At 32.3% G+C, this 20,320-nt stretch carries 22 protein-coding genes and 1 riboswitch; of the genes, 15 read left to right on the forward strand and 7 right to left on the reverse strand.

Annotation, left to right across the window (positions count from 1 at the left end):
- The 8 genes from FOD82_RS00555 (at position 1) to FOD82_RS00590 (ending at position 6,623) form a co-directional block, all read left to right on the forward strand.
- Positions 1-831, forward strand: coding sequence for a two-component system regulatory protein YycI (locus FOD82_RS00555; RefSeq protein ID WP_144354567.1), 831 nt, complete (start codon positions 1-3; stop codon positions 829-831).
- Between the two features lie 20 nt (positions 832-851).
- Complete coding sequence (locus FOD82_RS00560) at positions 852-1,649, forward strand: MBL fold metallo-hydrolase (RefSeq protein ID WP_144354568.1); 798 nt, start codon at positions 852-854, stop codon at positions 1,647-1,649.
- 76 nt (positions 1,650-1,725) lie between these two features.
- On the forward strand, positions 1,726-2,961 hold the full coding sequence (locus tag FOD82_RS00565) for a trypsin-like peptidase domain-containing protein (protein WP_144354569.1): 1,236 nt from the start codon (positions 1,726-1,728) through the stop codon (positions 2,959-2,961).
- Between the two features lie 405 nt (positions 2,962-3,366).
- A complete protein-coding gene (gene rlmH, locus FOD82_RS00570; protein WP_144354570.1) occupies positions 3,367-3,846 on the forward strand; it encodes a 23S rRNA (pseudouridine(1915)-N(3))-methyltransferase RlmH in 480 nt (159 codons plus the stop codon).
- A gap of 42 nt (positions 3,847-3,888) precedes the next feature.
- Complete coding sequence (locus FOD82_RS00575) at positions 3,889-4,530, forward strand: hypothetical protein (RefSeq protein WP_144354571.1); 642 nt, start codon at positions 3,889-3,891, stop codon at positions 4,528-4,530.
- A 73-nt stretch (positions 4,531-4,603) separates the two neighbouring features.
- Positions 4,604-5,026 (forward strand): hypothetical protein, encoded by a 423-nt coding sequence (locus tag FOD82_RS00580; protein ID WP_144354572.1) that lies wholly within the window; start codon positions 4,604-4,606, stop codon positions 5,024-5,026.
- A 129-nt stretch (positions 5,027-5,155) separates the two neighbouring features.
- Positions 5,156-5,914, forward strand: a complete 759-nt coding sequence (locus tag FOD82_RS00585; RefSeq protein ID WP_144354573.1) for a hypothetical protein — start codon at positions 5,156-5,158, stop codon at positions 5,912-5,914.
- Positions 5,915-5,927: 13 nt separating this feature from the next.
- Positions 5,928-6,623 carry an ATP-binding cassette domain-containing protein gene (locus FOD82_RS00590; protein WP_144354574.1) on the forward strand — a complete coding sequence of 232 codons (696 nt, stop codon included), beginning with the start codon at positions 5,928-5,930 and terminating at the stop codon, positions 6,621-6,623.
- On the opposite strand, the gene FOD82_RS00595 is transcribed toward FOD82_RS00590, so the two are convergent.
- Positions 6,606-7,259, reverse strand: coding sequence for an energy-coupling factor transporter transmembrane component T (locus FOD82_RS00595; protein ID WP_144354575.1), 654 nt, complete (start codon positions 7,257-7,259; stop codon positions 6,606-6,608). The two genes, FOD82_RS00590 and FOD82_RS00595, sit on opposite strands and share 18 nt — an antisense overlap.
- A gap of 2 nt (positions 7,260-7,261) precedes the next feature.
- Positions 7,262-8,629 carry an ABC transporter ATP-binding protein gene (locus FOD82_RS00600; RefSeq protein WP_144354576.1) on the reverse strand — a complete coding sequence of 456 codons (1,368 nt, stop codon included), beginning with the start codon at positions 8,627-8,629 and terminating at the stop codon, positions 7,262-7,264.
- 25 nt (positions 8,630-8,654) lie between these two features.
- Positions 8,655-8,747, reverse strand: a riboswitch (TPP riboswitch).
- 123 nt (positions 8,748-8,870) lie between these two features.
- Between FOD82_RS00600 and FOD82_RS00605 the strand changes: the two genes are divergently transcribed.
- Positions 8,871-9,812 (forward strand): AraC family transcriptional regulator, encoded by a 942-nt coding sequence (locus tag FOD82_RS00605; RefSeq protein ID WP_144354577.1) that lies wholly within the window; start codon positions 8,871-8,873, stop codon positions 9,810-9,812.
- Between the two features lie 44 nt (positions 9,813-9,856).
- Here the strand turns inward: FOD82_RS00605 and htpX are convergent, their stop codons facing one another.
- The 3 genes from htpX to FOD82_RS00620 all read right to left on the reverse strand — a co-directional run bounded on the left by htpX (position 9,857) and on the right by FOD82_RS00620 (position 12,531).
- A complete protein-coding gene (htpX, locus tag FOD82_RS00610) occupies positions 9,857-10,747 on the reverse strand; it encodes a zinc metalloprotease HtpX (RefSeq protein ID WP_144354578.1) in 891 nt (296 codons plus the stop codon).
- Positions 10,748-10,764: 17 nt separating this feature from the next.
- The gene (locus FOD82_RS00615) at positions 10,765-11,325 is read right to left on the reverse strand and encodes a LemA family protein (RefSeq protein WP_144354579.1); all 561 of its coding nucleotides are present in this window, start codon (positions 11,323-11,325) and stop codon (positions 10,765-10,767) included.
- 105 nt (positions 11,326-11,430) lie between these two features.
- Entirely contained in the window at positions 11,431-12,531 is a 1,101-nt protein-coding gene (locus tag FOD82_RS00620; protein WP_144354580.1) for an SLC13 family permease, read from the reverse strand.
- 177 nt (positions 12,532-12,708) lie between these two features.
- Here FOD82_RS00620 and FOD82_RS00625 point away from each other — a divergent pair, with 177 nt between their 5' ends.
- The 6 genes from FOD82_RS00625 to FOD82_RS00650 all read left to right on the forward strand — a co-directional run bounded on the left by FOD82_RS00625 (position 12,709) and on the right by FOD82_RS00650 (position 18,528).
- A complete protein-coding gene (locus tag FOD82_RS00625) occupies positions 12,709-13,107 on the forward strand; it encodes an iron-sulfur cluster biosynthesis family protein (protein WP_144354581.1) in 399 nt (132 codons plus the stop codon).
- Positions 13,108-13,205: 98 nt separating this feature from the next.
- On the forward strand, positions 13,206-14,984 hold the full coding sequence (locus FOD82_RS00630) for a glycerophosphodiester phosphodiesterase (protein ID WP_144354582.1): 1,779 nt from the start codon (positions 13,206-13,208) through the stop codon (positions 14,982-14,984).
- A 265-nt stretch (positions 14,985-15,249) separates the two neighbouring features.
- Entirely contained in the window at positions 15,250-16,467 is a 1,218-nt protein-coding gene (locus tag FOD82_RS00635; RefSeq protein WP_144354583.1) for an IS110 family transposase, read from the forward strand.
- A gap of 242 nt (positions 16,468-16,709) precedes the next feature.
- Positions 16,710-16,850: a hypothetical protein gene (locus FOD82_RS00640; RefSeq protein WP_144354584.1), complete on the forward strand. Its 141-nt coding sequence runs from the start codon at positions 16,710-16,712 to the stop codon at positions 16,848-16,850.
- A gap of 119 nt (positions 16,851-16,969) precedes the next feature.
- Positions 16,970-17,611, forward strand: a complete 642-nt coding sequence (locus FOD82_RS00645) for a YfbR-like 5'-deoxynucleotidase (RefSeq protein ID WP_144354585.1) — start codon at positions 16,970-16,972, stop codon at positions 17,609-17,611.
- Positions 17,612-17,613: 2 nt separating this feature from the next.
- Positions 17,614-18,528, forward strand: a complete 915-nt coding sequence (locus FOD82_RS00650; protein ID WP_144354586.1) for an HNH endonuclease signature motif containing protein — start codon at positions 17,614-17,616, stop codon at positions 18,526-18,528.
- 48 nt (positions 18,529-18,576) lie between these two features.
- Here the strand turns inward: FOD82_RS00650 and FOD82_RS00655 are convergent, their stop codons facing one another.
- The gene (locus tag FOD82_RS00655) at positions 18,577-19,236 is read right to left on the reverse strand and encodes a hypothetical protein (protein ID WP_144354587.1); all 660 of its coding nucleotides are present in this window, start codon (positions 19,234-19,236) and stop codon (positions 18,577-18,579) included.
- A gap of 120 nt (positions 19,237-19,356) precedes the next feature.
- Complete coding sequence (locus FOD82_RS00660; RefSeq protein ID WP_144354588.1) at positions 19,357-20,292, reverse strand: DUF805 domain-containing protein; 936 nt, start codon at positions 20,290-20,292, stop codon at positions 19,357-19,359.
- Positions 20,293-20,320 lie beyond the last annotated feature (28 nt).

Below are 20,320 nucleotides of genomic sequence, written 5' to 3' on the forward strand. Positions count from 1 at the left end.
ATGGATCATAAAAGAATTGAATGGTTATTTTTAATTGTCTTTGCCTTGATTGATATTTACCTAGGAGTTGAGATCTTACGTTCACCAGTTAATTTAAGTCATGCTGGCACTAATAATACTGCTATTACTAATATTCGCTCAGAAATGAGAGCTGATGGCATTGACTTGCCAGAAAAGTTGTCTGATAAACAAGCTTCAGGATACTATTTAGCTGCTAAAAATCGTGATTATTTATCTGGAAAGGTTAGTTCGCTTACTAATATGGATGCTCATTATTCAAAAAGTGATAATAATTTATATGCAACACCTAAACAAGAAGTTGACATTAAAGGTAATCAAAAAGAAGTTTTAAAGCAGTTAGAAAAGTTTAAAAATAATCCTAAAAATGTTCCATATGGTGAGCAATTTAAATATGAGCCAAATATGTCTGGAGAAAACAATTATACTTTTGTTCAAAATTCAGATTACGGACAAATTTATGATAATGACGCACAATTGACTATAACAGTTCAAAATGGTCAAATCACTAATTATACTATGTCATATATGGGTCCTGTTAGTCCTGTTAGAGAATTGCAATCTACAATTAGCCCATGGCATGCAATCAGAGCAATGTATACTGATCGTGAAATAGCTAATAATTCTAAGGTAATACAAGTTAAATTAGGCTATTCTAAGCTAACAGAAGTTAGGGGAAGTATTATTTTCTTACCAACTTGGCTTGTTTGGGTAGAAAATAAAACTACAAAAAATGTGACAATGAAGCGTGTTAATGCTTACACTGCACAAATGCTTCAGACAAATACTTCTTATAATGTTGAAAAAAATTAAAATTGGAGGGAAAAAGTTAGGTGAAAGTTTCTGTTTTAGCAAGTGGATCTACTGGTAATACTAGCTTAATAGTTACTAAACAACATAAAATTTTAATGGATGCAGGTTTATCTGGTAAAAAAACGCAAGAGCTTTTAGCAGAAGTTGGTGTAGATATTAAAGATATTGATATGGCTTTTTTAAGTCATGATCATACTGACCATAGTGGAGGGTTAGGAGTATTGATGCGACGATATCCACAAATCAATGCATTTGCTAATAGTGGAACTTGGAATTATTTATTAGAAAGTAAAAAAATTGGTAAACTTCCTGTCGAGCAGATAAATACTATTGAATCTGGGCAAACTAAAACCTTCGGTGATTTGGATGTAACAGCATTTGCCACAAGTCATGATGCTGCTGATCCTCAATATTATGTTTTTGAAAGTGACGGAAAGCGTATTGCATTCTTAACTGATACAGGTTATGTGTCACAAAATGTTGAAGGTGTCATTAAAGATGCGGATGCCTACATGATGGAGTTTAATTATGATACTATGATGCTAAGAGAGGGACCATATTCTTGGTCATTAAAGCAGCGAATTTTATCAGATGTTGGTCACTTGTCGAACGAAGATGCAGCACAAGCATTGCTTGATGTAGTTTGCCCTAAAACTAAGCATATCTTTTTAGCTCATAGAAGCAGTCATAATAATACTGAATATTTGGCTCATGAAACAGCAATGGAAATGTTAGTTGATGGGGATGCTAATTTAGATAGTGATGTAAGGATTTTAGATACTGATCCAGGAATTCCTACAGAACTAATTAAAATTTAGCAGTTTTTGCAAACTTTGTTCATATAAACTTCAAATTTAGCTAGTATGATTATTATCAATCAAGGAGGACAGTTTTATGGAAAATCAAGATCCAAACACACAAAAAAGAGTTAATGAAAAAAAGAAAAGTAATAATATTTTAGTAAAGACAGCAATTGTTGGTGTAGTGGCAGGACTTATTGGTGGAGGAGCCTCATATGCAGTTCTTGACCATATGAACCAAAATTCTAACAGTGATGCTCAAACAAGTATTTCTTCTACAAGTACTAAATTATCTAAATCAAGTGCTAAGACTAGCGGTACGATGACTAGTGCATATAACAGAGTAAAAGGTGCCGTTGTTTCGGTAATTAATCAAAAACGTCAATCATCATCTTCTTCTAGCAGTATTTATAGTTTATTTGGTGGAGATGATGATTCTTCAAGCAGCAAAAAGAGCAACAAACTTGAAACTTATAGTGAAGGCTCCGGTGTTGTTTACATGAAGTCAAATGGTAAAGGTTACATTGTAACTAATAACCACGTAGTTTCAGGTAGTGATGCTGTTGAAGTTATGCTTGAAAATGGTAAAACTGTAAAGGCTAAAATTGTTGGTACTGATTCAACTACTGACTTGGCAGTTCTTTCTATTGATGCAAAATATGTAACCCAAGTAGCTGAATTTGGAGATTCTAAAACACTTCAAGCAGGTCAAAGTGTAATTGCTGTAGGATCTCCTCTAGGTAGTGAATATGCTTCAACTGTAACTCAGGGTATCATTTCTGCTCCAAGTAGAACTATTACAACTTCTTCAAATCAGCAAACAGTTATTCAAACAGATGCAGCAATTAACCCAGGTAACTCAGGAGGTGCTCTTGTTAACTCAGCAGGTCAGGTTATTGGAATTAATTCAATGAAGTTATCACAGTCAACGGATGGTACTTCTGTTGAAGGGATGGGATTCGCTATTCCATCAAATGAAGTTGTAACTATTGTTAACCAACTAGTTAAGAAGGGTAAAATTACTCGTCCGCAACTTGGCGTACGAGTTGTAGCGTTAGATAGCATTCCTGATGCATATCGTTCAAGAATGGGTATTGATTCTAAGCTTAAGAGTGGTATTTATATTGCCCAGCTTGAAAGTAACGGCTCAGCAGCTAAAGCGGGTCTTAAGACTAAGGACGTCATTACTAAGGTTGATGGAAAGAGTGTTAGTGACGTAGCTTCTCTTCACAGCATTCTTTATAGTCATAAAGTTGGAGATACTGTAACGGTAACAGTTAACAGAAATGGAAAAACTCAAGACGTTAAAGTTAAACTTCAAGGAAATTAAAAATTTTAAAAGAGCTTGCGTAATGTGCAAGCTCTTTTTTCTGAATAATAATGATGTGTAACATAAAATCGTTCGTGAAATAAATACACTATTATAATAAAGCAATTATATCTGTGGATAACTCTGTGGATTGTGGATAATATTAGTCCGTTTTTTAAAAAAACATTGAATTTAATCTCATAAACTGCTTTGCCAATTATTATATGTAAGGGCTATAAATGCTTAAAGAATCATATTTTTTATAATTGTTCGAAATTTAATGATATTTTTTGAGTTTTGAGTAAAAATAGCCGAATTATTAAATAATATGATACTAATGATAGTGTGTAGAATTTATTAACCACTAAATATAGAAATCTTGTTTCGCATACTATGTGGAAAAGAAGGTCATGGTATACTATAAGCATGAATATTAAAATTGTATGTGTTGGAAAACTAAAAGAAAAATATTTTAAAGATGCAATTGCTGAATATGAAAAAAGACTCAGCCGTTTTGCTAAAGTAAAAATCGTGCAGGTGCCAGATGAAAAAGCTCCTGAAAAGTTAAGTGCTGCTCAAGATGAACAAGTTAAAAAAATAGAAGGAGAAAGAATTTTATCCAAAATAAAGGATAAAGAATATGTTTATGTAACAGCAATCAAGGGTAAGCAAAGACCAAGCGAGGAATTTGCTAAAGAAATTCAGGACTTAGCAACTTATGGTCACTCAGATATTACTTTTGTAATTGGAGGCAGTCTTGGAACTAGTGAGGCGGTTAATAAGCGTGCTGATGATTTGATTAGTTTTGGTAAACTTACGATGCCACATCAATTGATGCGTGTAGTACTAATTGAACAAATTTATCGAGCTTTTATGATTAATAGTGGGAGTCCCTACCATAAATAAAGTATTATAATGGAATAAATGATACTGTAAAGAAGGCATAAAATGAAGAAATCATTTATTTTGTTAACTAGCGTTGTCTTATTAGGAATTAGTGCAGCTAATGTATCAACTCAGACGGTGAATGCTACAAGTAATCAAGTAGTTGACGAAGCTAAGATTCAAAAATTGAAGATTAATTATAGTACAAAAAGCAAAGAACTTAACTTCTCTGGTTTAGCTACCAAAGGTGAAAAAGTTATTATCAATTATAACGGCAAGAAGATGAAAACTGTTAAAGTTAATAATGGTCATTTCATTGCTGATGTGAAGTTTGTGGGTTACAAACCATTCACCATATATGCAGTAAACAGCAAAGGTAAGCGTGTAACGCCAATTAGTAAGGTTACATCAAACAACTACGCTGCCAAAACTCCAGTTGCTATTAAATCAAGTAGAACTAAGAAAGGTATAAGTTATACTTTCAGCACAATTCCAAATAACAACTTAGTAATGTATTTCCAAGGAAATAAAGTTCTAACTAAGAAAACTAGTTCTAAAACTACCAAGGTCTTTATTCCTGCTAAAGAATTAAAAAATAAGAAGGGTCACTTCACGGTTAAACAATTGCAAAAAGATAAAAAAGCTAGTCCAGCTTCAAAAGCTGAAATAGTTAAAGTTGGTGTAGCTTCTGTGTTGAACTATTAATTATGTTAAAACCGCCACTTACAAAACAAGTGGCGGTTTTGTTGTACAATTAGGATAACGGAGGACTAGAAAGATGTTAGTTATCGTTATCTTAAATGTAATAATCGGCTTTGGAATATCGTATTTTTGTGCCAGAGAATTAGGATTTGGTCTGACGCTTTGGACAATGAGTATTGATTTTTTGATTTGTGGAGCAGCTTTATTTATTTGCGGCATTCCAATTTGGCAAAATTATCAAAATTCAGCAGTGTTGACTTTTATCGCAAGCTTATTAGTAATTGTTGGGGCTGTTAGTTTAGTTATTAGTTTGATTATGAAAATTCCGCGTAATTTTGATAAGAAAAATAGACGTGAGCTGGGAATTATGCTGGAATTAATAGGTATTATTGCACTTATTGTTTTATGGAAGAAATCATTTGATTGGGAGAACTTTATTTTACCAGAATTATTTGTTTTGCTAGGTTTAGGAATTCTATGGTGGAATAGAGTTAAATGATTATTGAAGAAATTAGTATTGAAATCTGTCTATAGAAAGTAGGCAGATTTTTTATTAAGCTTAAAAAAATATGGCAAAACTTAAATTAAAATGGTAATATTATTTAAAATATAAAAAGAGGCGAAATTCATGAAGCAAATACTAAACTACTTCAAGACCTTTAATAAAGTGATTTTATCAGAAAAAATACCATTTCTTTATACTTTGTTTTTACCAGCAGGTTTATTTATTTTTAATAATTATAAAAGTTTAGGACAAAATATACCTGTATCGCATTTGTTGTTGCAAACTGTTAATTACGTAGGATATATTATCGTAATTGCAGCATTAAATGGGATAGGGATGCAGTTGATAAATTTTAGAGATAGTGGCTTTCTTAAAACATACACAATGATTTCAGGAGGAGATAAAAAATATCCTGTTCTTGGATTATTTTTAAGTGAAATGCTATTTGGTTATCTTTGTACCATTATCTTTGCTTTGGTTGTTGCAGTATTTAGTATTAAAAATGTTTTACTAATTTTAATGTTTTATACAATTACTTATCTTATTGCTGCTACACCAGTGATGTTGGCATCAGTTGTAATTGGTAGCTTTAACATTAAGATGAACACTTTAGGAACTGGAATTAATATTGCTCTTCTTTTCTTAATTTGGTTGTCAGCAAGTCGACCAACTACAGATAATCTTTTAATGGAACTTATCTATGGACTTGATCCAGTAGACTATGTAACTCAAGTTTTAATTGCTGGTAATAACCTATTATTTACACAAAACCAATTTGTTTTTCAGGCATTATCAGTAGGAGTATTACTTATAATATTTATGATTATTGGAATTTGGGCAATTCCACGTGTTAAATTAAATTCAATAATGATGAGAAACTAATAGGGGTGAGAATATGCAACTAGAGTTACATGATTTGTCATTTTCTTATAAAAATACGATAGTGTGGTCAAACTTAAATGATACTTTTCTTCCAGGTAAAGTAAATTACTTAATTGGCTATAACGGCGCAGGAAAAAGTACTATGTTTGATTTAATCAGTGGGATTGTTGAACCAACTAATGGAAATATAACGGGATTACCTGCTAAGCAGGAAATTTTATATCAGACACAAAATCCGGTAATTTTTGGAGCTTTGACAGGAAGAGATTTACGTAATTTCATCTTTGGTGTTTCTCAAGGTTACAATAAAATTGAGATAAGTAAGCTATCACCACATTTTAGAGATTTATATACTAGATTATTAAATAGAAAACTTGGTAATATGTCTGTTGGTGAACGAAGATGGCTATTATTATTTTTTGAGAGTCGATTACATAAAAAGTTATTTTTATTAGATGAGCCTTTGGCTGGAGTTGATCCAGTCTCTAAAATTCAAATTGAAAAAACTATCGGAGAACTGGCTAAAGATAAAGAAAAATTAGTTATTGTGACGACTCATGAATTGAGTCATATGAATCAAGAGAATTGTTATATTCATTTGTTAAATAATGGAAAAATCAGTTTCTTTGAATCTTATCAAGATTTTGTATCTGTTTCACCAACACAAAATCCAGAAGAAGCCTTTGTAAAACTAACATGTACAGAATAATGAAACATTAACTAGAATTAAGACTGTGATAAAAATTATCCAGTCTTTTTTAGTTAATGGAATTTTTATAATTGTTGATCTTAATGCTTCTTCTTGGTAGCCATGAGATTGCATACCTTGAGCTAAATTTTCTGCAGAGTTTAACGCAACGATAATTGCCTTAAAGTAGAGTTGCGGTGACCAAAATGAAAGATAAAGTCCGCGCATCATGGCATTAGTCCTAATTTTCTTAACAGCTTGTTGCATTTGGGGAACGATATTTAATGCTGCTAAAACACCATAAGCAAACTTACTTGGTAAATGCAGATTCTGTTCCAATGACCTAGCAAATTCAATAGCAGTCGTGTCAATCATTACACAAGATATCGTCAAAACATAAACATAGACACGTGTTGATAAAACCCAAGCAGAATATTTATCTGGATGAGGTGAAAACCAATATAGCGTTGCAAAAATTGTAAAAGCTGCAATAAAAGGTGCAATTAAAATACTTAACAAATATTTTGGCTTAATTTTTTTAAATAGTAAATAAATTAAAGCTGCAGCAATAATAATCAGATTAGTAGTTAAACTTTCCTTGATTGATATTTCCAGGGAAATAATAAAAGCCAGCATAAATTTGAGACTAGGATTCATACTTAATTCTCCACATAAGTTAGTTGTTGATTGGCAAATACGAGATGGTAATCACACCATTTGTCCATTTCTTGCAGTTGATGACTAATAATTAAGATGGTTTGATGGAGCTCTTTTTGAGTTTCTCTAATTAATTGCAAAACAATTTCACTGGAATTTTTATCAAGTCCACTAAGGGGCTCATCAAACAAAAGTACATCATGACCAGATAGAAGCATTAATAAAATTTGTAGCTTTTTTTGTTGACCACCAGATAAGGAATAGACAATTTGATTTAGATGAGTATCTAAATTTAATAATTTAAGCATTTCCTGGATTTTTTTATCTGAAAAGAAATTGTTTTTGCAAAGCTTTTTACTTAAATTGATTTCATCTGCAACTGTTACTTTTAAAAATTGATTGCTTGCATTTTGAAAGACTTGTGCAACATGAAGTAGGTATTTACGTGATTTTAATTTAGAAATTTCATTATTTTGATATGTAATTGAACCAGAATATGGATGAATTTTTGTTAAAGTATCAAAAAAGGAACTTTTACCAATTCCATTAGCACCAGTAATTAATGTAATTTTTTCTTGAGGAATACTTAAAGACTTTTGATTCAATAATAAACGATTTTGACTAATAGAAGTTTGATTTAAAATAAAGGCAGATTTATCTTTCTTTGAAGGTAATGAAAAGTTGAGTTTTGTCTCAATATTTTCCGGCTTCAATATTTTATTTTTTTCTGATTTTGAAAGAAAAATAAAACTATTATTTTGGTATTGCAAAATGTCATCACAGATTTTTTGATAATTATTCAAATTATGGTCACTTAAAATAATGGTTTTTCCTATTTTCTTGAGTTGGATTAGCTTATTTATTAAAAAAATGCGAGACTCAGGGTCACAGCTTGCAAATGGTTCATCCAATATTAAATAATCGACATCCATAGCAATTAAGACAGCTAAGGCAACGCGCTGTTTTTCTCCACCTGACATTGTAGAGATTTTTTGGTCTAATAAATTTGTGATTTGAGTAAACTTGGTGGCGATTTTTAGACGATTTTCATATTCAGGCGGCGTTTTTTGTAAATTTTCTAACGCAAAAATAATTTCTTCTCTGGCAGTAGCCATGGTGAATTGCTGACTAGGATTTTGAAACATTATGGCATAAGTTGAATGATTCCAGTTAATGCTTCCAGATGTGATTTTTCCTGTGAATTTTGGGTATAAATTTGCTAGCAATTTTAAAAGAGTACTTTTACCGCATCCAGTTGGACCAGATAATAAATAAAATTTTCCCGGTTCCAAATTCAAATTGATATTATTTAGAATATTATTATTTTTTTCATAAGCAAAGGATAAGTTGTTAATTTTAATATTTTTCATCAAAAAAGCCTCCTGTGTTAGGCGGCGTATAAAATAGTATTTTCCCTGCGACAGCATTACCTGTATCAGGTTCAATGGGTATGTTCTCAGCTATTTTATAGCACCCCGCAAATTAATTATAGAAAAAATCATATAAAATGTCCATTTTACAACAATGTAAGCCGTTGCACTAAAATAATATTAACTTTTGATATACAATATAAGTATAGTGTTTTGTTTAATGAACTAGGAAGGTGGACATATGACAGCTGTTGCGTTGGATCAGTACCTTATGAGTGTACTTAAAGCAGATAAAACTGGAAGTAACGAGGTAAAACTTGAAGCAGGCAACAAAAATTTTGACTTGTTTACCATCTATCTTGAAAATTATGATACCGCAGTTCATCATTATAGAATGGATGTTTCAACAATCATTTACGTTGTTAGGGGAAGTGTAACAATCAAGAGTGGAGAAAAGATTCTAAATTTAAGGGCTGGTAGTGTATTATTACTCACAGAAAACAGTAAATATACTGTATTAAACCAATCTAAAGATTCTTTGATTACCAAGTTTAAATTTCAGCCAGGGTTTGAATACCGTAAGTTTTTTAAAGATTTTGCCTATAGAGGTACTAAAGAGGAAGCAGTAGTTAACAAGATCGCACATAGCTTAAGTCAAGAGCATGTATTATGGATGAAAAACAGCTTATTAACTCGTCCTTCGCAAATTATGCGTCATATTATTGATGGCTATTTAAATGAAGAATTATTTACAAGAGCTTTGATTGGAGCAGAGCTGACGGTGATGTTGATAGTTTCAATTAGAAATCAGAGAATGGTTTCTTCAACAAGTCTTGATAAAACTAAGTTTGAGAAAAAGGCTCTTGATAATTATATTGATAATAACTTTGAGGATATTTCATTATCAAAAACTGCAAAATATTTCGGCTTTAATCCAAATTACTTTTCTAATATGGTTAAGCAAAAAACAGGGAAGAGTTTTGTAGATCATGTTGATGATAGAAGAATGCAAGAAGCTAAAATCCTGCTTGCTCAACCGGATATTTCATTAAAAGAAATTATTTCACGTGTTGGTTATTCAAGTAAGTCATTCTTTTATAAAAAATTTAATGACTATTATCATATAACTCCTGCAGCTATGCGTGAAGAGTTATTTAGAAATGCTGGTATTCATTTGAAATAAGAAAAAGCCATTTCTTAGGTTATTTCCTAGGAAATGGCTTTTAATTACATTTTTTCAAGTCGTGCAATTCTATCTTCTGTAGGTGGGTGAGTATCAAATAAGGAACCATTACGCTTAAATGGATTTTCAATATACATTCCAGCACTAGATCTGTCAGCTTGTTTCATTGGATCGCTGCCAGATATTTTTTGAAGTGCAGAAATTAATCCTTGGGGATTCCGAGTTAATTCGACTGAAGAAGCATCAGCTAAGTATTCACGATTACGTGAAAGCGCCATTTGTGCAAGACTGGCTGAAAGTGGCCCTAAAATTAATACAAATACTATAGCAATAATTTTGAAAATCATTTCAAGAGGGTTGGATTCACGATCATCGTCATCTTGACTGCGTCCACCGCCCCACCAAATAAAACGACTGGTCATTCCAGAAATAAATGATATAACTCCAACTAAGACAACAGCAATAGTTGATAGTCGAATATCATAATTGCGAATATGGGAAATTTCGTGCCCTAAAACTCCTTCTAATTCTTCACGATTCATCATATCACGTAAGCCCTGTGTGACAGCTACAGCACTGTGTTCTGGGTCTCGTCCTGTAGCAAAAGCATTTGGGCTAGGGTCTGGAATAATAAATACTCGTGGCATTGGAACACGTCCTACCATTGCCATATCTTCAATAATATGCCACAATTCTGGATCGTCTGATTCATGAATTTCTTGAGCGTGATTAAGGCTCATAACCATGTTTGCAGGGTTTTGCATCACAATAAACATGTAAATCAAACTACCGAAGAATGCTACAATGATTCCCATAACTGGAGAATTTCCAAATAGGTAGCCAAAACCTGCCCCTACTAGAGTTAAAATAATGACAAAAGCTGCCATAACGATGACAGTCTTTCGTTTGTTTTGTGCAATTTGTTGGTATAACATTTTGTTTTACCTATAAATTAAAACTTAACAGTTGGAACTTCTTTTTCTTCTTGTGGAGTTTCCAAGTAGTCAACTTTCTTGAAGTTATGAATTTTAGCAACGATATTAGATGGGAAAGTTAACAACTTTTGGTCATATTGTGCGGCACTTGAGTTGTACAATTGACGAGCATAAGCAATCTTGTTTTCTGTGTTAGTCAACTCTTCTTGAAGCTTTAAGAAGTTTTGGTTAGCTTTTAAATCTGGATAATTTTCAGATAATGCAAAAATTGTTTTAAGTGAATCGGTAATTTCGTTAGAAACTTTAAGAGTTTCTTCGCGGTCTCCGCTTGGAACTTGTGTTAATTGGTTGCGTAATTGAACAACTTTTTCAAAAGTTTCACTTTCATGTTTTGCATAACCTTTAACAGTTTCAACTAAATTTGGAATCAAATCATTTCGACGTTTCAATTGAACATCAATTTGACTCCAGCTTTCATCAGTATAAACTTTAGCTCGTTGAAGTCCGTTATAAGTTGTAATATAAATAGCTACTAATAAGACAATAATTATAAGTACAATCCATAATAATGGTGACATAGTTTTTCCTCCTGTATAGACAAAATTTGTTATAGAAATTATACTAATTTGAGAATTTTTAAGCAATAAAAAAAGATGCCTTTAAAGCATCTTAATAAAAAATTTCTAAATTAATAGTAAAATCCAACCTACAGCTGTCAAGATAATTAATCCGATAAATTGCATAAGGGACCATTCTCTAAAGAACTTACCCTTATCTGCAGTAGCATGTTGGTTAAAAGTTTTAAGAACTAACATATTAGCCATTGAACCAATTGCAGATCCGAATCCACCAATGTTAGATCCAAGAAATAGTGCTTCAGCGTATGTAGTAAATTTACCAACTAAAATAGTAGATGGAACATTGCTCATAACTTGACTTGTAATAATAGAAGCAAAGTATGTTGACATTTCTGAACCAACCATCATATGGATTCCATCCACAATTGCTGGAATTTGTTGAATATCACTGATAAAAATAAAGAAACCAGTGAAAGTTAAAAGTAGGGCATAGTCGATTTTGAGCATTATTCTAGGATTAATTAAAAGTGCCAATACAATTGCTAAAAGCATTGGCCAGATAATATTAACAACTCGGAAAACACCAAAAAAGAAAAAGATAAATACGGCTGTAGTTATCAAAGTTGGACGCCAGCTGATTTTAATACTTTCAGTTTTTTGAACTGGGATTTTTTCTTTGGGAATAAATAAGAAAATAATTCCTAAAATTATCATGGATGCTACTAAATAAGGAACTGACCATGCAAAAAATTGCACAGCGTTAACATCATATCGACTAACTAAGAAGATATTATGTGGATTTCCCCATGGAGTAAAAGCAGCCCCAATATTAGCCCCCATACCGATTAAAGTAACTGGTAAAATTTGTGGCAAATCATATTTTTTGGCTATATTTAAATATAAAGGTATTAAAGTTAAACAAGTGATGTCATTACCCAAAAACATACCAGAAATAACTGCTAACAACGTAAATAACATGTTCAATTTACGTGTATTATCAGCAATACTGGTCAATTTATATGCCAATACATCCAGTACGTGCAAATAAGCGTATATTTGAATAATTGTAAGCATTGCTGCCACTGACCATAATGTATGAAAATTAATGTCTGCAAGTCGTGGTCTAGCAAAAAAAAGACTCACTACAGTAATTAATACTGTAATTTGTAAGATTCTATCTTTAGCAATATTCTTCAAGACGGTCATAAAAGGTCCCCCTCACATATTACAATCGTCTAAAAACCCTATTTACCATTTTGAGCCTTTTTGGCAATGCTTGCAATGATTAATTAAGAAAAAATTGTGGAAAAAGCATATTTTTTGCATAAAAACCGCTTTCTTGATAATATCAAGTAAGAAAATTCCATTTTAGGAGGTAAAAATATGACTGAAGAAGTAAAGATGATTATTAAACCAGAAGCTGCTGAAATTATTAAAAAACATGTATCACCAAATCAAGTTGTTCTTTTGGCACTTAATGATGGATCTAACAAGTATTCAAAGCTGGGCGGAACTTGCACAATTGGCGCTAATTTTCAATTTGTAATTTTGGATAAAAAAGATCCGGAGTACACCATTAAGATTGAAAATAATGCTGATCTTGACTTATGGACTGCTCAGCCAGAAATGGGATTTTTAGAAAATAATTTAGTAGTTAATGCTCGTAATTCTACTTTAAGCTTATCTGATGATAGTGGAATTATTGATGGAGCTGTCAGTGTTGAAGAATATAAGCCAAGCAGTGTAACTGCTAAAGATATGCAAGAAGGTAAAACTTGCTAATATTAGAATAGAGAAATTATTATCAGGGATGCATTTTCACTATAGAAAGTGCATCTTTTTTTGTTAGAATTGAGGCAAGAATAGTTAGAGGAGAAAAAATGAATTTAAAAGATATTCAAAAATATTCTAGAAATTTTAAAGAGCATTACTTACAATACATAATGCTCTTTTTAGGGATTGATTTAATTAGTCAGTTTATAGTGATTCCAATATTTAGATATCTTACAACCTACATTCTGCAAGCCGGAGCAATTCCCTTTGTTTCTTATCAAAATGTGATGACTATAATTACCACCCATACAATGGTATTTATGGCATTGATAATTGAATTAATTTTATTGATGGTAATTATTTATGCAGAATTTGCTTGTTTATTAATTGGGATTCGAGATATTAGCTTGAATAAGTTTAATATTCGAACTAATATCAAACAGACTATTATTACATGTAAAAAAGTTAGACCATCATCATTGGCATTATTAATAGCATATTTTATATTTATAATTCCTTTTGCAGATATTATTTATCGCACACCACTTCTTTCAAAAATTCAAATTCCAGAATTTATTTTAGATTATATGACAAGAAATGGAATTTTGATTACAATTTTAATTGTATTTTACCTAACAGTTGGGGTTTTAGGTATGAGGTTAATTTTAACCTTGCCTATTATGATTTTTGATAATAAAAAAACTTGGTCAGCTATGAAAGAAAGCTGGAATAAAACGGCTAATTTTGGATGGTGTAAATTATTAATAAAATTAGTAATTTTGCTTGTTATGACAATGCTGTTATTAATAGGATTTTATTGTAGTTTATATATTTTGCAATTGGTGTGGGATGTATTTCCTGGGAAATTACCTGAAATACTTGCTGTTGTAAATTTAACTACAATTCAGCTAGTTAGCGAATTAATTTTAATATGGTCATCTGTCGTGGCATTTTTAATTTTATTTAAATTTGTTGATTTAAATGATAACCAAGTTACCTCTGCTCCAAAACCTCAAGCAATAACTATAGGTGTAATAATTATAGGTGGGCTGCTAATTGGAGCCGCAATTACCACAAACATCCTTTATTTAAATGGAAAAGATTCAAAAGCCCCTATTGTTGTCTCTCATAGAGGAGTAAGCAATGAAAATGGAGTTCAAAACACTATTCCGGCTTTGAAAAAAACTGCTAAAATGAAGCCAGATTATGTTGAAATTGATTTACATGAGACCCGTGATAAGCAATTTATTGTGTTACATGATGAAAATTTAAAGAAATTAACGGGAATTAATAAGACCCCAAGCCAATTAACTTTGAAGCAATTAACTAAGCTTACAGCACGTGAAAATGGCCATGCAGCTAAATTGGCAAGCTTTGATCAATATTTGCGAGAAGCAGAAAAATTGCATCAAAAACTATTAATTGAAATAAAAACTACGCCCAATGATTCTAAAAAGATGCTTGAGCGATTTAACAAAAAATACGGTAAAGTTATTATAAAAAATCACTATAAAGTTCAATCGTTAGATTATCGTGTAATTGAAGGACTTCATGAAATAAATCCTAGACTTGATGTAATGTATATTCAGCCTTACAACTTTACTTATCCTAAAAGTAATGCAAATGGGTATTCTATGGAATATTCAACTTTGAATTCTGACTTTATTTGGCAATCTCACCTTAATCATCATCCAGTGTATGCATGGACTGTGAATGATGCAAACTTAATGAAAAAATTGATGTTTGATCATGTTGATGGTGTGATTACTGATGATTTGCCAGAAGTAAAGACAGCTATTGAAGATTTTCAAAATAATTCTACTTATGCCAATCGAATTTTGAACTATATTTTAGTTTTACCAACTTATTCCAATCTAGAAGTATAGAAAACATTCTAAGCTTAATAGTGGATTGATTATCCGACGGGATAATTGATTCACTATTTTTCGTTTAGCCGTAAACTTTAAATAGTGATAAAACAATATGCCGAGAGGTGTTTAGGCGCATGACGCCGAATAAAAAACTGGCAGTTTTATCTTGCAGTTAGTAGCTTCCTCGAAGAATGTGGGCACCTGATGCCGAGTTTAGAAAATTAAGTCTGACTGCCTGGATAAATCAGTTTTATCACTTAGAAACAGCGAGGTATTGAAGATGGATATTGTTTTTGGAATTGATGTAAGCAGCCGTGAATCCAGTGTTTGTATGTTAATGGATGATACCAGGAAAGAGTTTAAGATCTCTAACGATTCATTTGGATTTAAAGAGCTGCTCAAGAATCTTGCAGTATTCTCAAAGCATCCTCAGATCATTTTTGAAGCTACCGGGGTCTATTCAAGAAGACTGCAGAAGTTTCTAGAAGACTATGGCTATGATTACGTGATCCTTAATCCTTTAAAAGCTAAGAAAGAAATGGATCAGGGACTTCGTCATAATAAAACCGACAAAACAGATGCCTATAATTTAGCCAGAATTCAGCTTCAAAACAGACACAAGGCAAATAAACAAGAAGCCGAAGATTATCATAGATTGCGTGCCTTAAGCCGCTCTTATGAAGAATTGACTTCCGACATTGTCAGTGCCAAGAATCGTCTTCACCGTATCTTGCAATTGACTTTCCCTGAAATTGAAACAGTGGTTTCTACACCCAAGAACCGCAATTATTGGGAATTAGTTAAACTATTTCCGCATTGCCAAACGGTCAGAGAGATTGAAGCAGAAGATATTATCAATAAAATCAAGGATTTTAAAGGCTATGGCATCAAACGTGCTCAAAAAATTGCTCAAGGATTAAAAGAACTTGCCAATAAAGCATATCCCGTAGCAGAGCTTGATAGTCCTGAAACCAGCGATGTAATTTACTATGCCCAACGTCTCATCCAGCTTGATCAGGACAGAGATGAGCGGCTTAAGCAAATGGTTGATATATCTAAAAAGCTGCCTAATCGTGATCTAGAAATCCTCACAAGTATCCCTGGCTTCGCCCAGACTACTGCAGTACGTGTTTTGGCAGAGCTCGGAGATATCAGGAGATTCGACAACCCTAACAAGATTGATGCTTTTATTGGAATTGATCCGGGCAGATACCAGTCAGGCCAAATGGATTCCCGCCTTGGTATCACTAAACATGGTAACGCTATTGCACGTAAGATTCTTTATCGGGCAGTTGGTCAAATAGACAATGCTTCAAAGACCAATCCTTGCCATATTGCGGATTACTATGAAAATAAAAAATCTTCTCAAAGCAAAGGCTTCAAGAAGATTGCAATAGCTTCAGTGCATAAGCTAATCCGTACTATTTATGCACTAATCAAAAATGATCAGTTGTATAGTTACGAAGTCGCCAAACAAAATCAAAGACGTAAATCGTAATTAACTGATCAGCTTCATTATACTCTAACTTAGCTTCAAAGAGGTAATTTCTTTGAAGTCTTTTGCAGTACTTTCATAATTGAAATAATTCGCACCATTAAAACAAAGAAATCCAAATATATCAAAATAAGATAATTAAACATCTTGATATACTTGACTTTACGTAGAAAAATACCTTGCATAAACTCATTCTAAATGTTAAACTATACTAGATTTTCGAAAATCTGAAAGGAAGTATAGCTATGCGTAAAGGTGAAAACTACAACACTGGTTGTGAACCAAACCAAAGACCTAAGAACAAGCGTAACGCTAAGAAGCGTGTTGCTCACGTAGCAGCAGTTGTTGCTTTTCTTAACACGGCCGCAGAAGACGAAAACAAGTAGTCTCTGTTTAACACAAGAATATGAAGTCAAGACTTTGGTCTTGACTTTTTGTTTGCATTTAAAAAAATTATTTGGTAACATAGATAAAATTTTAGAGTATTACAAAGGAGGAAATGAGAATGGGATTAAACGCATATATTCAAGGTTTTAATAGTTTAGAATCAATTGATCGAGCACCGGGTTACTTCAAATATCATCACCATTCAGTGGCTGACCACTGCTTCAGAACCGCACAACTTGCTCAGATGATGGGAGACATCGAAGAAGTTAAAGGAAAGCAAAAGGTGAATTGGAAGGCTCTTTATGAAAAGAGTTTGAATCATGATTATACAGAACGTTTTATCGGTGATATTAAGACGCCTGTAAAGTATGCTACACCACAACTTCGTAAGATGATTGGTGATGTTGAAGAAACTATGACGCATAAATTTATTAAGGATGAAATTCCTAAAGAATTTCAAGAAATCTATAAAAAGCGTCTTTCAGAAGCCAAAGATGACACTTTAGAAGGGAAAATTCTCTCTATTTGTGATAAGTTAGATTTGCTTTATGAGGCATATGGTGAAATTGAATTAGGAAATCCAAATCCTGTTTATATGCAGATGTTTAAAGAAAGTCTTGAAACTATCAAGAAATATGATGACATGGTTTGTGTACAATACTTTATTAAACATATTTTGCCAGACTTATTTAAAGGAGACTTTGCTGGAAAGGACAAAATGCAAAGAATAGCTTTTAGCATTTTGTTAATGGGGGAATAAGATTGAAATTTCAATGCAGTAGCTGTGGTTTAAGGATAGATTCACTGCATTTTAAGCAAAAAGGATTGATGAATCCTAAATTAACTAGTATTTGTGACATCTGTATTCAGCGTGGTGAAATAGCAGAAAAATTTGCTAACAGCAGTGTGAATGCTTTTGCACAAACTCTTCTTTATACTTTTGTTGGTGTTGATGGAGATGAAGAAGATGAATGGCTAGTTAAAGATAAGAAAATACGTAAGCGATATGAAGCGTTTATTCAGGATTATGATGGTAATGAACTTGCTCAGCAGCAGATAAATAGGCAAGAATTTAATAAAGCTGTAATTGCTAGTGAAACTGGAAAAATTGATTATATTCCAAATATGGGAATAGAATTTGCTAAAAATCTTGAAAAAATGAGCTTAGACGTAAGTTTTCAGCTTAATGAAGTTGATTATATTGACCGAGAAAGAATAAGGGCTAAGTACCATTATCGCTGTCAGTACTGCGGTCGACGTGGACGAAGTGTTGACCATAAAGATCCGGTATCACTTTCTCATAATAATGATTTAGATAATTTGATATTGTCATGTAGTGAATGCAATCGAATTAAATCTAATATGCCTTATAAACTATTTAAAAAACTTAATGATCAAATCCCAGAAATTAATAAAAAACTGGTTAAGTATGAAAATTCGCTGGGTAGTTTAAAAGAAGAATTTGCACATCGGCGCAGAAAACTTGCAGCTACAGCTCACTTAAAAGGGATTATAAATGATCCAGAATTGAATAAAATACGTAAGCAAAATAAGAAACTACAAGATGCAATTGATAGCTTGGAAAGTGATTATAATGCACTGAGAAGCTTGCGTGAGACGCATTTTGTAACTGGCTGGAAACTTGCTCAAGAAAATGAAAAAGAAGACATAATTTAAAAAGCGCGGATTTTTAGGTCCGTGCTTTTTATATGATTTTAATTCTTGTTATTGAATACCGAATAATAATAAATTAGTACCTTCATTATTAATGGTTCCGGCTTTTTTGAGTTGATTTAATGAAGTTAAAACAAATTTTCTTTGGTTGCCTTTTAATTTCTTGGCAGCTTTAATAGCTAATTCAAGGTCTTTTTTATTCTTTGAATCTTTTAAATTGCCAGCTCTTGAATCATCCATCTTATTGCTATAACGCTTAGCAATACGTTTAAGAGGCTTAATAACACCTTGCATTGACTTAGTGTTCATGTAGAAGTATTCTAAGCCAGTTTGTGTTGTCCAAGCACTGTATTTTTTATCTTTAGAAGCGACTAAATATTCAGGAGCTCCAAAAGCTTTTCCTTTCATTGTAGCGACTTTTTCAATTCTAAATTTAATTTTCTTTAAGTTCTTTGGACTAATTGTTTTAGCATGTTTTAGTGGAGTTACACTTTTTAGTTGTTTTTTGTAGTTAGTTGCACCAACATAAACTTTTCCAGAAATATTGTTAGTAACTTTGACAAGATAACCGTCTTTAGTTAATGGGGTATTCTTAATAGTTACAGATGCAGCTTTTGTTGTTGCGGCATTTGCTGGCATTGGAGTAACTGACAAAGCGGTAACTGAAGATGTTAATAATGCAGCTGAAATTAATAGTTTCTTGAATTTCATTTTTTGCCTCTTTTAAATTTATTAAACTTATTAGTTTACAAATGTATTATAGTTCTTTTTTCTTATAATGAAGCAAAAAAATGATAATCTATAAGAAATATAGACTATCAATCCTTTTCACTATCTAATAGTATCTTTCTTCTTAAACAAGTATCCTTCCCACTTAACTTCATGTTCAACAGTTGGGTGGAAAAGTAAAAATGCTAAAAGCCAGTTTCCAATATATGGTATTATTGTAATCCAGAACCACCAGCCACTCATTCCGGCATCATGAAGACGGCGTACAGTATGTCCTAGTTGAGCTAAGAAAGTCCAAATAAGTCCAGCTACCATAATAACTACCGCAATTAAGAAAAATGGCATTAGTGAATCAAATTCATTGTCACTAACAGCACTAGCTAAGCCATACATGAATGCAAAGAAATAAATTGGAATCACTAAAACTGCAGTTATAACACTGCTAATAGCAGTTCCTACCCAATAAGAAGTACGAGTTGAACGAGCATTCCATTTGAAACAATCAAAAAAGTGCTCTTTTAAAATCTGACCAATAGTGGGAACTGGAACTTTAAAAGTAGTTTCTTCATTTTGACTAAAGATTCCATAAACATCTACATCGCTATATAGGTAAGTACCCCATTCAGTTGGTGCTTGTTTTGATGGTTGCAAGCTTAAATAAAATAAAAATAGACTTCCATATGGAATCAAATTTGCCCAGTACCAATAACCACTGTAGCCTACATCATGAAGACGGCGTACTAATTGCCCTAGACCAGCTAGCCATATCCAAATAAGTAGAACAGCAGCTACAACATAGTCAATCAATCTAAGTCCAAGATTATTAGTTGTATTACCATAATAAATAATAATACCTGCTAAGATGGAAATAATTAAATTAACTAGAATGCTGATCCAATAAGATTTACGTGTAGTTCTAGCTTTCCAAGTAAAGGGATGTAAATAAGCTTCATTTAGAATTTCGCTAAAACTTTCTTCTGGTGGCTTTGGTAAATCATCATTATATGGCTTGATGAAATAATATTCTTTGTTTTTCATAATTTTCCTCCAAATAATTATTTTCAAT

It is taken from the genome of Lactobacillus sp. LL6 (assembly GCF_007570935.1).
Taxonomy (GTDB): Bacteria; Bacillota; Bacilli; order Lactobacillales; family Lactobacillaceae; genus Lactobacillus.